Source organism: Microthrixaceae bacterium (assembly GCA_023957975.1).
Taxonomy (GTDB): domain Bacteria; phylum Actinomycetota; class Acidimicrobiia; order Acidimicrobiales; family Microtrichaceae; genus JAMLGM01.
This window is the reverse complement of record JAMLGM010000002.1, coordinates 402,446-416,432: the sequence shown is the minus strand read 5'-3', so window position 1 is coordinate 416,432 and position 13,987 is coordinate 402,446. Positions and strand designations below refer to the sequence as shown.

Sequence of the window (13,987 nt, the reverse complement as noted above, 5' to 3'; positions counted from 1 at the left end):
GATGAGCTGGACCCAACGATGGCCACCGAGCACCACGGCGACAACGAGCCGCGATCCGGCGACGAGCGACGCAAGGGAGATCGACACACGAGCGAGCGTCGCGAATGCGCGACCACCGACTTCGATGACCCCTGAACCATCAACGAATTGACGCGAGGCGTCCGTCAGATCCCGTCCCAACCCTGCGCGCGGCTGTCGACGCACGACGAAACAGAGAATTCCTCATCCAGCCAAGGAGCGAACGCTGGCCGAAGCGTTGGCATTTCCGCTGCGTCTGTCGATGCCGGGAACAACGGGTTCGGCTCTTGCGATCCGACCGGACGAGAGCGAGCACACATGCTGGCATTGAGCCGACGAAGTCGTTGCCAACCGATTGAACGAGTCTGGCTCGATGACGACCTCCCTTCTGAATACGCGGACGGTGCTCGTCAGCTCTCCTGGAAGTAGTCGTGGTAGTAGTACGCGTATTGGCGGCCGGTGTCGGGGGTGCCGATGAGCACGATGCCCAGCACCTTGCGCCCGGCGCGTTCGATCGTGTCCAGCGATTCGAGCAGACCCTTTTCGGTGGTCATCCCCGATCGCACCACCAAGATCACATAATCGACCACCGGCAACAGGTCGACGGTGTCATTCGCGACCGACAGCGGACTCGAATCGACGATCACGGTCGCCCCTCGACGGGCACCCTCAACACACACCTCGCGGGCGGCCGCGATCACCGCTGAGACCTCGCGGGTCGCCGCCCCCGCCGCCGCGACAAACAGGTTGTCGACCCCTTCGGGGAACTGGATGATTTCATCGATCGTCGCCCGTTCGGTGTCGAGCTTGGCAAGGTCTTTTAGCGACGGATCGGACTTGGCACCCAGCAACCGGTGAACCTCCGGCCTGCGGAAGTCGCCGCCGACCACCAACGTCGGCACACCAACCTCGGCGAGGGCCTTCGACACGAGCGCCGAGGTGGTCGACTTGCCCTCCCCCGGCATCGTCGAGGTGATGAGAAAGGTGCGCGGAACCGAGCCCGGGTCTGCGGTCGATTGCACGAACTGAATTGCGGAGCGCACCGCACGGAACGGTTCGGACCACCCGCCACCCAACTCCAACACCCCGTCGGCGTCGGATGGACGGTCCTTCTCCTTGAGAAAGCCGACCTCGGCGATGATCGGAGTGTCGACCAATATCGCGAGTTCGCCGCGGGTGTCGACCCGGGCCATCGTGCGTTCGAGCACCAACGTCACAACTGCACCGAGCAGCAACCCGATCAGCCCGAGGAGCACCGAACGAACCGGCGCCGACGCCGGCACTGCCAACAGCCCGGCCTCGGCTACACGTGGGGATTCGGGGCCCAGCGACTCATAGGGCACCGCCCGCTGAAGATCGCGTTCGAGGTTACGCAGGTTGTCGGCCGCGCTGTCGAGATTCGACTGCAGGCTGGACCGCTCGTCGATCAGCATTCGTGTCAGCTCGTCGGTGAGCGGGTTGGCCACCATCGCCGCTACGTCGGGGTATTGAGCGTCGAACACCGCCAGTTCCGCCTGGGCCGCGTCGCGTTGGGCCGTCGCGTCGTTGATCTGTTGTTGCAACGGTGCTTGGGCCACCGAGTTCGTCATTTCCAAAAACGCGTCGACGAACGCTGCCGCGACCTTCGCGGCCTCGGCCGGATCGGTGCTCGTAGCCGAGATACGGATGCTGCTGCTCTTGTCGTCGAACGCCGTCGCGATCTTCCCGGCGAGGGCTACCGACCGTTCCGGCTGGCCGAGCGCGATCGCCGCCTGTTCGGGCACCTGGCCACGGGTGATCCGCAACATGTCTTGAGGCACAAGACCGCTGTAGCCAGACGAATTCCTGTTGGCGACGACCGTCTGGGAAGCCGTGTAGGACACCACCTGGTCGCTGTTCGCCAACGCACCTGAGATGGCCCCGACGACGAGACCGAACACCGTAACGACCACCAGCAATGGCCAGCGACGCTTCAGCACCGCACGCAACTTGTTCACCGGCGCCGCCTCACGAATCGGGGAAGAAATGATCGGGCATGAACGGCGAACACTGTACCCGAGGCTTCCACCCGACACGAGAGCGCGACGAACTCACGCAAGGCAACAGTCCCATGTCACCGAACGCTCCGCTTATCCGACGACCGGTCAACCATGCACAGCACCGCTCGACGGACGCACTTCTACTTCTGGCATTCTCCAACCCCGCCTAGATCGTGGCCACCCGGCCCAACACGGGCTAGTGCAACATCGCCGGTGTCCACCTTATGATTTCGTCCCCATCGGGCCGCAACCCGCCGAACCTCCACCGGTCGTCGCGGCGCCGGGCGCATCGATAGACACACGAGAACCAGTGGCATCATCTGCGTCCGTTGACGAGCGAGAATGCCGAAGTTGCCAACGTACGAGAACAGAACGATGAACACCAGCGCATAGGCGGCGCAGTAGATCAGGTAGGGGTTGCGCGGCAGTGCCCTGGCCCAACCCAGCAGGCGCCGACGACCAGCGACCACCAGGCCGACAAACACCACACCCTCAGCCGCAGCGATCAGCCCAGTGACGTTGCTGACCTCCCAAGGGAACGGACGAATGAGCACCGTCACCACCGCGGCCGGAAGGTCAACCGGGGACGTGGCCGCGATCGGCTGGAACTCGGACCCACCGGTGCCCGTTTGCTCCTGGGTCTTCTCAAGCGCTGCCCTGACGCCAGTGTCGCCGCCTGAGTTCTCGTCCTGGAAGAACTTGCCGAGTTGGGTGACACCTACCGACCCGATCGCGACGAGCGCGACCAACGCGGCCAGTCGGACCAAGGCCGATTTGGACGCTCCGCGCTGACGAATTCCGCTCACCGACCCAGCCGTTGCCCCGATCGCGAGCGCCACCACGGCGATCAACGCCATATGCGGACGTATCGCCATGAGCGCAGCGACGCCGACGGTGAAGGTGATGACGCCACCAATCGAGACCTGATCGCCGAGAAGTTGCGCCGCTCCGTACGACACGACCCCGATACAGCCGATCATCAACGCGTCCTTGCCGATCGACGACGGCCAAAACAGCATCGATGGCAGAAAGAACAACAACATCGCATACCGCTTTGAGTCTCCATCCGGCACGGCACGCCGAAACGCGCGCCACGCCAGGACCTGGCCGGCGAAACAGATCGCGGAGAAGAGAAACGACAGCGCGTAGCGGGAGGCGCCAACGACGAGGATCATGAGTCCCGCGACGAACCCAATCCGCTCGGTTTCCGGTGTCCGACCCGTCAACGATCCGTCCAGCGCCGGGAACTGCCCGCTACGGAGAAGGTCGGCGAACTGAACGCCCCACTTGACGTAATTGCCAGCGTCTGCGACGTCGTCATAGACCACGGTGATCACGAAGTAGCGCACCAGCGTGAACACGACCTTGGCAAAGAGTGCCATCACAAGCAGACTTGCAAGGTCTGGCGCACCTTCACGACGAGCAACCCAACGGACCGCCACCGCACCGACGACGCTCAACGCGAGAAGAGTGAGAATCCCCGAGACAACGTCCATTGTCAGGCGATCGAGCAGCACGGCGATCACTGCTAGCAGCGTCATCACAAGACCGGCGGCGGCGATCTCAAGACCACCGCTCGCCTGGCTCGCGGTTCGGGGTGCTCGCACGACGGTCCTCAAGGATGGGTGATCGCTCGACGCTAGCCGAGGCCAGCGACAGCGAGCGCCTCCTGATAGAAGGTGTTGGTGTCGCGCAGAGCGCTCGGAGAGTCCAGACCGGTGACGTACCCCTCCTCGATGACCATGATTCGATCGCACAGATCCAGCGTGGACATGCGGTGGGCGATGATGACGACCGCCGTATCCCCATGGAGGGCCGCGAGAGTCTCACGGATCAACGCCTCGCTCTTGCCGTCGAGCGCCGATGTGGGTTCGTCGAGCACCAATAACTCAGGAGCGCCAACAAGCGCTCGGGCAATGGACAAGCGTTGGCGCTGTCCGCCCGAGAGTTGGCTTCCACGTTGGCCGAGGTGGGTGTCGAAACCGTTGGGTAGACGCTCGATGTCATCGAGGACGTTGGCCTGTTTGGCGGCAGCCCGGAGATCCTCGTCGCTCAGCCCGTCGCGGAAGAACCGTATGTTTTCAGCCACGGTACCGGTAAAGAGGGTCGGGTCCTGGGGAACGAACGACACCCGGCTGGTCCACCAGCCGCGATCGACCGATCGAAGGTCCACGCCACCCACGATGACGGAACCCGTCGACGGCGCACGCAAACCCAACAAGAGCTGCGCAAACGTCGACTTGCCAGCACCCGAGGGGCCGATCACGCCAAGCATTTCCCCCGATCCCAACACGACGTTGACATCGCTTAGGGCCGGACGATCGGGCGAGTACGCGAAGGATGCGCCAGAAAAGGCCACCGGAACAACGTGGTCAGTGACATTCGAACCCACGTCGGCCTGCCGGGAACGGTACCTGGCCACGGTTTGATCAACCTGCTCGAGGGAGGGCGTTGAGGCAGCGAGTTGTCCTGCGACAGCCGCCAATTGCTGGCCGTAGCTCAGGGAACGCAGCATCAACAACATGATTGCTCCAACCGTGGCAAAGTCATCAACACCAAACACTTGGAGCAGGGCGACGGCACCGATGATGGCGGCGTATGCCAGAGATGTGTACGCGGGGGACAGAGATCCATAGAGCACCTGCACCCGCCGCTGCTGCTCGGTGGTCGCCTCGATGACCTCATCGAGGCGTTCCTCGAAACGGTCCCGCACACCGAAGGTCTGCATCTCCTGTCCGAGTGCCCCCAGTTCAGCGATGGTCGTAGCAAAGTCCAGGTCTGTGTCGGCGGAATCGCGGGCGTGGTTGCGGATCCGCTGCCGGATCGGGTTAAGAAGAGCCCCGAAGAACCCCAAACCGCCAAGCACCACAAGTGTGGCTACAGGGTCGACGAAAAAGCCGACCGCGAGGAACGCGAAGAGGCTGAGCGCCGACGTGACCGCTTGGGTCAACGCAAGCACAGCAGCATTGATGCGACCGACGAACGAGGTCAACAGTTCCTGCAGCCGCCCAGTGGGCTCACTTTGATGTACCGCCCAATCCGAGCGTAGAAACGCCCGGGTCACGCGTCGACGCTCCTCGGTCCGGACGACCGCGCTCAGAGCCGCTGAGATCCTCACCGTGGCGAGGTTCAACGCCAACCGCAGAACCACCGAGACCGCTCCCGTCCACAATCCGACCGAAAGCGCAACGGACCGTCCGGCGAGTGGGCCAAGTTCCTCGCGGCCCGCTGTGAGTGCCAACACGGTGGAGGACAGCAGAACAAGGAATCCCGCTTCCAGCATGGCTCCGAAAAACGACGTGATGCCAAGCGTTCCCATCCTGGCACGATGTGGGCGGACGATCGCCCACAGCGATGACCAGCCACCGCGCACGCTGCCGCTCTCGGAACCATTGGCTGACGTATCCGTCAGGGCCGAGGCGGTGTCATCGTCAGGTCCCACTCGCTCGACGGTAGCGCGATCCAGGTTTCAGGGGATATTTCAATGAACCCGAATCTGCGCCACGAGAGTCTTGCCCCGCGCTCCTGGGCACTCCCGTGCATCGAGGCAGTACGTTTGGCCGATGCCTCTAAATCGCTGGCGACCGCCACCCTCTCGCGTGATTGCGCCTGAACCTCTCTGGTTCATCGGGCCGGTCCGAGTTGGTCGTCAACACTCCGATAATTCGGTGAGTCCGTCATGATCCGGGTGTTGCAGTACGGCCTGAGTTCGAACCTCGGCGGGATCGAAACCTACCTGTGGAACCTGTCGCAATCGATCGACCGAGATGAGTTCGCCTTCGACTTCCTGTATTCGGACAACGGCCAGATGCCCGCCTTGTCCAAGGAACTCGAAGCCTTGGGCAGCAGGTTCTTCGGGGTCACCCCGAGACGCGTGAGCGCGCGCCGCAACAGGGAACAACTGACCGAACTCATAACTCTTGAACACTTCGACATTCTGCATTTGCATGTCAACACTGCCAGCTATGTCGAACCTGTCCGCGTTGCGTTGCGATCCGGGGTCCCAACGATCGTTCACAGCCACAACGCCGGTTCTTCCCGATCGCCTATCACCCAGACCTTGCACCGAATTAACTCCAGAGTCACGCGTTGGGATCGCGTCCGTGCCGTCGCTGTCTCCGACCAGGCTGCACGCTGGATGTTCGGCAAGGCAGCCGCTTACGACTACATACCCAACGGCATCGCAACTGAAGATTTTCGCTTCGACCAGCGGGTGCGCACGACCACTCGAACGGCACTCAACATTGGCCCGGACACATTCCTCATCAGCCACGTCGGGGCGTTCCTGCCCGCCAAGAACCAACGGCACTGCGTTGACATCTTCGCCGAGGTCGTCCGAGACCGATCGGACTCCGCTATGATCCTCGTCGGCACGGGCCCACTTGAGGAGAGCGTGCGCAACCACGTGCGAAAGCGCGGGCTTCAAGACAGAGTGCACTTTCTCGGGAGCCGAGACGACGTACCGGCTCTCCTGTCAGCCGCAGATGCATTGCTCTTCCCGTCCCGCTACGAGGGGTTTGGACTAGCAGTGCTCGAGGCCCAAGCAGCAGGACTGCCCTGCTGCGTTTCCGAAGCAGTCCCCCCCGCAGTGCTCGTGCTGCCCACAACCCAACGGCTCTCCCTGTCCGAGCCCGCCACGGTCTGGGCCAAGGCCTTGTCCGCAAACACCGCATCGTCGGCTGTGCGAGAGGCTGCAGCCGACCGCCTTGATATCGCTGGTTTCACGGTGGCAGCAAACGCCGAGAAGGTAGCCAACCTCTATCGCAGCATCGCTCGCCACTGAACTCGAACCCGGGCCCCACACACGTTGCACCCACGAAGTTCCATGTTTACGCTCCGCAGGCGCCGCTCTGGCCTCACCACAAACGATAGGAATGCGGAAGTTGACTGAGGACCTGGAATGACTTCTCATCACGGGACCGGTTCGACTCGCGCGTCAACACCAGCGCCTGAGGCAGGAAGCAACCGGCTGCCGCATATCCAAGGTCTTCGGGCGGTCGCTGTGTTGATGGTCGTGGCGTTCCATGCGGGGCTGCCGGTGCCGGGCGGCTTCGTCGGCGTCGACGTGTTCTTCGTGATCTCCGGATTCGTCATCACCGCGATGTTGCTCCGCCAACGGGCTCAAGGTGAGCGATTGCGGTTCAGGACCTTCTACCTACGCCGGTTCAAGCGCCTCACACCCGCACTCGCCCTCATGGTCGCCGTTACCATGCTCGCCGGGGTCTTCCTTCTTTCGCCGCTTGGCACCCAACAAGACACAGCGCGAACCGGGGTGGGGGCGACGGTGCTCGGGGCCAATCTGGTCATCGCCAAGATCACGGGTGGCTACTTCGACCTCAAGGCCGAGACCAACGCTCTGCTCCACACGTGGTCGCTCTCGGTGGAGGAGCAGTTCTACCTGGTCTTCCCAATGTTCCTCTTTCTCGGTTTCGTGATTACACGCAAGTACCGAGCGGCCCGTTCGGCGCCGTTGCTCATCGTCGCTGCGGTGGGCATCGTCTCGTTCGCGTTGACCATGCTGGGCGCATCTGGATACGTCCTGCCTCGGGAATCCTGGCTCCTCGGCTTCTACAGCCCGTTCACCCGTGCCTGGGAGTTCGCCGCTGGCTCCCTGCTCGCGTTCCACGCAGCGGTCGCTCGGCCACCGTCGCGGCACGTCGCTAGAGGGTTCTCAGCGTTCGGGTTGGCATGCCTCGTGTTCGCCCTCTTCCTCATCGATGGCAGTACCCAGTTCCCTGGCCTCCTCACCATCGTGCCAGTAGTCGGCACCATGGCGCTGACCCGGGCAGGAATGTGCGCGGACACCAGCGACCTCGTCGTCAGCGCTCTCTCCACAGTTGGCATGGTTCGAATCGGAGACTGGTCATACTCAATCTACCTCTGGCATTGGCCTGTCATCGTCTTTGCTGCGGCACGGAGGCCTGGCGAAACTTGGATTCTCGCCCTCGCAGCGGCGCTTTCCTTTCTCCCCGCCGTTGCTTCCTACCGGTGGATCGAAGAACCAACCCGGCGTTACTCGCCGAAAACCCGCCTGCGTCTGACGGGATTCGTTGCTTGCACCGTTGCCGTGCCGCTGCTCCTCGCCGTTGGGCTCTGGCAAGCATCAGAACGCGGTTTCAACGATTCGAAGGTCCAAGAGTTCCAGGAAGTGATCTTTGCTCAGCCGTCCGTATGCCGCCACGTCTCAGGATTGTCACAGGCGGTCGTCGACGAGTGCACGCGCAACCAAAACGCTCAGGGCCCCACCATATATCTGCTGGGCGATTCCAACGGCGGACAGTTCATCGATGCTGTTGAAGATGCTGGGAAGTCGCTCGACCGGCCGGTCGTTTCCAGCACCACGAATGCGTGCCCGTTCATCGACCTGCCACTGGAACGCCTGGACCGGTCCACAAGCTGGAACCACTACTGCCGTAGGTACAGCCAGACCAGTCTCGAGTTTCTGGCTTCGGCCGATCCCGCTCTGGTCATCATTTCCAACATCGACACGTACTGGGACGACCCGAACGTTGCCGTCAACCTCGCCCACGTCGACACGCTCACCGCTCCCGGCGAAAAGTTACAGGCGTTCCAGGATGGATTGACCGAAACTGTCAAACAGCTACATGCGTCGGGTCACCAGGTTCTGATGGTCCAGACGATTCCCCGCTGGTCCGAAGACGACACCTGGCACACCGCCTCATGCACAGTTCTTACTATCCGGCGCGGAGGTTGCGTCCAGTCGATGCCACGCAGCAACGCGCTCGAGCGACAGGGCCACGTCCGCGATGTCCTCAACAAGGTTGCTGCACAGACCGGGGCACAGGCACTCGACACGTGGTCGTTCCTTTGCCCGGACCCCACCTGCTCAACTCAGGGCGAGCAACACCCGCTGTACTACCGAGATGGTCTACATATCTCGGTGGCCGAAGGGAGGACCCTGGGGCCTCTCTTCGCCCACGAAATCGACACTACAGACTGGCTAGTGCCCAAATAGGCCCCGGCCACCGGCCAAGCGATCCATCTAGCACTTAATCGCTCGACGGTCGCCTCATCTGCGGCACCGCGTCCAGTCAACTACTGCGGTGCTGACCAACCGACTGGATGGCCTCGCGAAATACCGCCGCCGATAGCCAAGGAAGTTCGCGGGGCAGCTCCCCGGACCGTTCCCCATGGCGCCAATCAAATTGGAGGTCATCATTTAAGTCGCAGTATTCACCTACGATGGGTTCCGGAAAACTCAACACCCCGAGTTTACGCGAGTAGATTCGTGGAGAATACCGGAGCGCATCCGCCAAGCTCCATCCGAATCCTTCGGTCTGTGATACTGAAACATACCCTTCACATGCCTCATACAAAAACCGCAATTCCTCTGGACTGGCATTCTCGATTCGAACGATATTCGGATGCTCACGCAAGAGTTCCGGCACCGGATACTCCATGGTTTGGGAACTGTGACACCACACAATCGGATGAGGAGCAGACGCCGCAACCCATCCTAGGTCATCGGCCCCCTTAATCGGCCCATAAGCGTTAAATACAGTAAGGTAAAACTTCTCCGGAAGTACCACACGCGGCCGAATGGACCGTTCCGCCAAGGGGAAAACTGGGGGCGGCAAGAGCACCACATCTGTGTCTCGTTCAACTAGCTGACAGTTGTCAGGAGCTTGCAGAGCCACGGCGTCAAATCGATCCGCCATTTCTGAGTTCACGCGGTACCCTGACGGCACAATAAGACGGGTCGATGCACGCACCGTATCGTTGAGGTCAGCACCATGGAAAAGTTGAAGATAGATATCGTAATGCGGGAGGAGTTGTCGACGGATCGGGTTCAACGCAGCTTGGACTAGATGCCCTTTCGCTCCATGCCGCAGGTTGGCCCACCGCCAACGCCAATTATAGAGGGAGAAAACGCGCACGTTCGGGCCAATCTCGGCGTACTTTCCCGCGAGCTGCTGCCTTACTACAACGTCAACCTGGTCACAATCCAAGGCCCGGAGCATCGAATAGAGCGCTCGCTCAGCTCCGCCAGCACCCCCTAACCAAGCGGCACTCATCAATATTCGCACTAGAATTCCCTCCGAGAAGGATAATGCTCACCTCGCCCCCCTCGTTGGGCAGCCCCCCCCATGCGCCTTTGGGAGGTCGACCACGGTAGGATTGTGGGGTGACAGCCGACCACCTCGTCAGCATCGTAGTCCCAGTTTACCGCGTGGAGGCCTTCCTCCACCGATGCCTGGAATCACTACTCACTCAAACCCATCGTAACCTTGAGATTATTTTGGTCGATGACGGCTCACCTGACCGGTCAGGTGAAATCTGCGACGATTACGCTGCGAGCGACAGCCGGGTAAGCGTCATCCATCAGCGCAACGCTGGGCCGTCGGCAGCGCGAAACGCGGGGCTTGATCGCGTGAGCGGTGAGTACGTGGTCTTCGTCGACCCCGACGATTGGATCCATGAAGATCTCGTAGAGCACCTGCTGTCGCTAGCGATCGAGTCGCACGCAGACCTAGCGATCTGCGGGTTTTTGCGAACAGTCGACAGCACAGTACCAGACCACATTGACCTCAACTCGGTGACAACACTGGAGACCGATGAAGCACTTCGTCGGTACGCTGGCCCTACGACCGGCCAGATGACGGCCCCCTGGGCCAAGCTGTACGCCACACATCTCTTCGCCGGAATTCGGTATCCCGAGGGTCGAAACGACGAGGACGTTTTCACCACCTACAAGCTCGTCGCCGCGGCCAATCGGGTCGCCCTCTCGGAGCGTGCGCTGTACTACTATTTTGTTCGTCCCGATAGCACAACTCAAGTTGAACAGCGCGTGGACCAGCTACTCGGCCGGGTGATGGCCCTGCGCGAGCAGGCCGCCTTCTTCGAAGCGCGCGGCTTGTCCGAAGTTAGCGGAAATTGCTTGAAGCGGTCGTTTCTGATCTTGCGCCAACTCCGGCCGCGCGTCGCAGCGTCAGGAGACCGACTCCTACTACGTGACATCAAAAGGGATACCAAAGCCGTGGCCCAGGCGATCCGAAGGTCTCCGGAGTCGCAACAGATCAAGGCGTTTGCGGTCGCCTATTCGTTCTGGCCACAGCCGATCGATGCGACGATCTGGATTTATCAGAGGCTATCTGGCCGTCACCAACCTTCGGCCAGGCGACTCCAACCGACAGTCGGCGCCCCTCAGGTGTCCCCTGCTTTCGACGAGACACTTGCCCCAGGGTTGGAGGTGATGGTCGTGGCGTACGGGTCCCCCGACCTGCTGCGCGCTGCACTCGAACCCCTCGGTGACTTGCCGGTGACCGTGGTCGACAACTCCTCGCTCCCCGAGATCGCCGACTTGTGCGCCGGACTCGGCTGCATTTATGTCGATCCGGGCCGTAACGGCGGGTTCGGTTCCGGGGTCAACGTCGGTTTGGCTCACCGACAGGTACCGGGTTCGGATGTCCTACTACTGAACCCCGATGCCGTCATCGGTCTTCAGGACATTCGCGCCCTCCAGGCGGGTCTGCGCTCGCATAGCGACGTTGCGAGTGTCGGCCCGCTGCAGGTCGACGAGTCGGGCAACCCAGTTCGCGTTACGTGGCCGTTTCCCTCTCCTGGGGGCACCTGGCTGGAGGCATTGGGTCTGCACCGCGTTCGACCCACCGAGGGTTACGTCAGTGGTGCCATCTTGTTGTTGCGCTCAGAAGCCCTGGACCAACTCGGAGGCTTCGACGAGCAGTACTTCTTGTATGCCGAAGAGGCCGACTGGGAGTACCGCGCCGCGCGAGCCGGCTGGCGTCATCTGGTGATCGACACGGTGACAGCGATGCACGTGGGCGGCGGTACCAGCAGCGACGAAACCAGGAGGATGACGCATTTCCACGCTTCCCACGAGCGGTTTCTGCGCAAGCACTATGGCACACTCGGCTGGCAAGCCGCGCGCTTCGGACAGTTGCTGGGTGACGGGGCGCGGTCGGTGATTCGTACCGGACCTGTCAGAGACCGACTGCGTGCGCGTGCACGCCTGTACCTGGGCGGCCCGATGAACCGAGAACGACAGATGATGGCCAAGAGAGCCGAACAGTGATGTACACACAAGGAACCCCGGCTCCTCGAGTCCTGGCCATCATCGTGGCCTACAACTCACCGGAGGCCATCGCTCGCTGTCTTGCCAGTCTTGACCAGCAGACCCGCACCGTCGACGGTGTACTCGTCATCGACAACAGCGACCGTCTGCCCGTCGACGTCGCCGACTCCACCCTCGTCATTGTCGACCGCACACAGATCGTGCGCGCAGGCAGCAACATGGGGCCTGCAGGTGGGTTTGCTCTGGGTTTGGCGACCTTTCAGGAGAACCCCGCCTACACCCACGCCTGGCTGATGGACGACGACTGCTACCCTGACGCGAACTCACTCGAGTTGCTCATGGACGTCGCGGACACGTCCCGGCCAGGCACGGCGCTGTTTCCGTCGGCAGTGTATGAGGCCACGGGCGTCGCCATGAACTTCCCCGGTTGGAGCGGTGTACTGATCGACCGCGTGGCCGTGCGTCTCGCCGGTCTACCCCGCCCGGAGATGTTCTGGTGGGCCGAGGATACCGAGTACCTCCAGCACCGTCTTCCCCACAAGGGCGTTCAAGTCACCTACGTTGCGGAGTCTCGCGTGCTGTACGACTTGATTCGCCGCGTCGGGGGTCGACCCGCGTGGAAGTACTACTACGAAGTCAGAAACATGATCTGGCACAGAATCTACGTCCAACGCGGCTCGGAGATCTGGAAGCTGCCGCGCACGCTGGTCCTGCTGTTCGGCTCGGCGATCATCTCCGCTGATCGAGGGGAGAAGGTCCGCATGTACTTCAAGGGTGTCTGGCACGGACTCCTAGGCAGGCTCGGAAGCCAGGTCAAACCACCGTCGCTGGCAACGACTTCGGAGAACGATGATGCCTGACACCGCTGGGCAAGCGCCGCTGATCAGTGTGATCATTCCGGCGTACAACGCCGAGCGGTATCTCCCGCAGTGCCTGGATTCTGTCCTCGCCCAAACCCTGCGGTCCTTCGAAGTGATCATCGTCGACGATGCATCGACCGACCGCACGGCGGAGATCCTGTCGAGGTATCGATCCGCCGACGAGCGAGTTCGCTTGGTGTCCAATCCGCAGAATCTCGGTGTTGCGCCCACGAGGAATCACGGTATCGATGCGGCTCGCGGAGACTATCTGGCGTTCGTCGATGCCGACGACTACGTCGAACCGACGATGTTGGAGGACCTTCATCGAGCAGCGATCCGCCTCGACGCCGAGGTCGTCGCATGTGGCATCCGATTGGTCGACCCAACAGGACGAGAGCTTGAGGTTGTGGAGTTTCCGCTGCCGGGAGACCTGCGTCAGGATCGAAGCGCTGTCCGTGAGGTGTTGCATGGCGCGTTCGGGACCAAGATGCTCTGGTACCACGTCCGAAATCTCTATGCACGCCCACTGATCGAAGATCAGCACCTCAGGTTCGACGATGGCATCCGCAAAGGCGAGGACTCACTGTTCAATCTGCACGCGCTGTGCTTCGCCGACGGGGTCGCCTGTATCCGACGCACCCTGTACTCATACCGAAAGCACGCGTCCAGCGCGACAGCGAACCCGCTCGCGAGCGAATGTGCGAACATCGAGCGGCTGGGCCAGCAAGTGACGGCGTTGTACAAGGCACAGGGGTTCGATGCTCGCGCGTACGCAGACTTCTACGGCCAAGTACTCCGCAGCGACCTACCAACCGCCCTGGTGCGGCTTCGAGGCCACGCTACACAGCTCTCCCAGACTCGTGAATTGATCTCCGCGAACACTGTGAGACAGGCGTTCAAGAACCAATCCGTTGTCCGACTTGACGCGCCGGCGCGCGTGAAGCTCCTGCTCATTCTGAGCCGACTCCGGTGGGCACGCGCCATACGGGTGGTGGTGAACAGAGCTGGGTGAGGTGAACGCGCGACGTCCGGTCCGC

Annotated in this window: 8 protein-coding genes; 5 read left to right on the top strand and 3 right to left on the bottom strand. The window is 61.9% G+C overall.

Annotated elements, in window-relative coordinates; translation table 11 throughout:
* Window positions 1–428: 428 nt before the first annotated feature.
* The 3 genes from M9952_04625 to M9952_04615 all read right to left on the bottom strand — a co-directional run bounded on the left by M9952_04625 (window position 429) and on the right by M9952_04615 (window position 5,355).
* Window positions 429–1,994: a CpsD/CapB family tyrosine-protein kinase gene (locus M9952_04625; protein MCO5312208.1), complete on the bottom strand. Its 1,566-nt coding sequence runs from the start codon at window positions 1,992–1,994 to the stop codon at window positions 429–431.
* Between the two features lie 182 nt (window positions 1,995–2,176).
* Window positions 2,177–3,643: a hypothetical protein gene (locus tag M9952_04620; protein MCO5312207.1), complete on the bottom strand. Its 1,467-nt coding sequence runs from the start codon at window positions 3,641–3,643 to the stop codon at window positions 2,177–2,179.
* 32 nt (window positions 3,644–3,675) lie between these two features.
* Entirely contained in the window at window positions 3,676–5,355 is a 1,680-nt protein-coding gene (locus M9952_04615; GenBank protein MCO5312206.1) for an ABC transporter ATP-binding protein/permease, read from the bottom strand.
* 360 nt (window positions 5,356–5,715) lie between these two features.
* Here M9952_04615 and M9952_04610 point away from each other — a divergent pair, with 360 nt between their 5' ends.
* The 5 genes from M9952_04610 to M9952_04590 all read left to right on the top strand — a co-directional run bounded on the left by M9952_04610 (window position 5,716) and on the right by M9952_04590 (window position 13,962).
* Complete coding sequence (locus M9952_04610) at window positions 5,716–6,819, top strand: glycosyltransferase (GenBank protein MCO5312205.1); 1,104 nt, start codon at window positions 5,716–5,718, stop codon at window positions 6,817–6,819.
* 225 nt (window positions 6,820–7,044) lie between these two features.
* Entirely contained in the window at window positions 7,045–9,012 is a 1,968-nt protein-coding gene (locus M9952_04605) for an acyltransferase (GenBank protein MCO5312204.1), read from the top strand.
* 1,170 nt (window positions 9,013–10,182) lie between these two features.
* A complete protein-coding gene (locus M9952_04600; protein ID MCO5312203.1) occupies window positions 10,183–12,090 on the top strand; it encodes a glycosyltransferase in 1,908 nt (635 codons plus the stop codon).
* Window positions 12,090–12,950: a glycosyltransferase gene (locus M9952_04595; GenBank protein ID MCO5312202.1), complete on the top strand. Its 861-nt coding sequence runs from the start codon at window positions 12,090–12,092 to the stop codon at window positions 12,948–12,950. Before M9952_04600 ends, M9952_04595 begins: the two co-directional genes overlap by 1 nt.
* Window positions 12,943–13,962, top strand: a complete 1,020-nt coding sequence (locus M9952_04590) for a glycosyltransferase (GenBank protein ID MCO5312201.1) — start codon at window positions 12,943–12,945, stop codon at window positions 13,960–13,962. Before M9952_04595 ends, M9952_04590 begins: the two co-directional genes overlap by 8 nt.
* Window positions 13,963–13,987 lie beyond the last annotated feature (25 nt).

Excerpts from the sequence above, each read along its gene's own strand:
- M9952_04615 (MCO5312206.1), bottom strand. The coding sequence starts at position 5,355 with ATGGGAACGCTTGGCATCACGTCGTTTTTCGGAGCCATGCTGGAAGCG.
- M9952_04610 (MCO5312205.1), top strand. The coding sequence starts at position 5,716 with ATGATCCGGGTGTTGCAGTACGGCCTGAGTTCGAACCTCGGCGGGATC.
- M9952_04605 (MCO5312204.1), top strand. The coding sequence starts at position 7,045 with ATGGTCGTGGCGTTCCATGCGGGGCTGCCGGTGCCGGGCGGCTTCGTC.
- M9952_04595 (MCO5312202.1), top strand. The coding sequence starts at position 12,090 with ATGTACACACAAGGAACCCCGGCTCCTCGAGTCCTGGCCATCATCGTG.
- M9952_04590 (MCO5312201.1), top strand. The coding sequence starts at position 12,943 with ATGCCTGACACCGCTGGGCAAGCGCCGCTGATCAGTGTGATCATTCCG.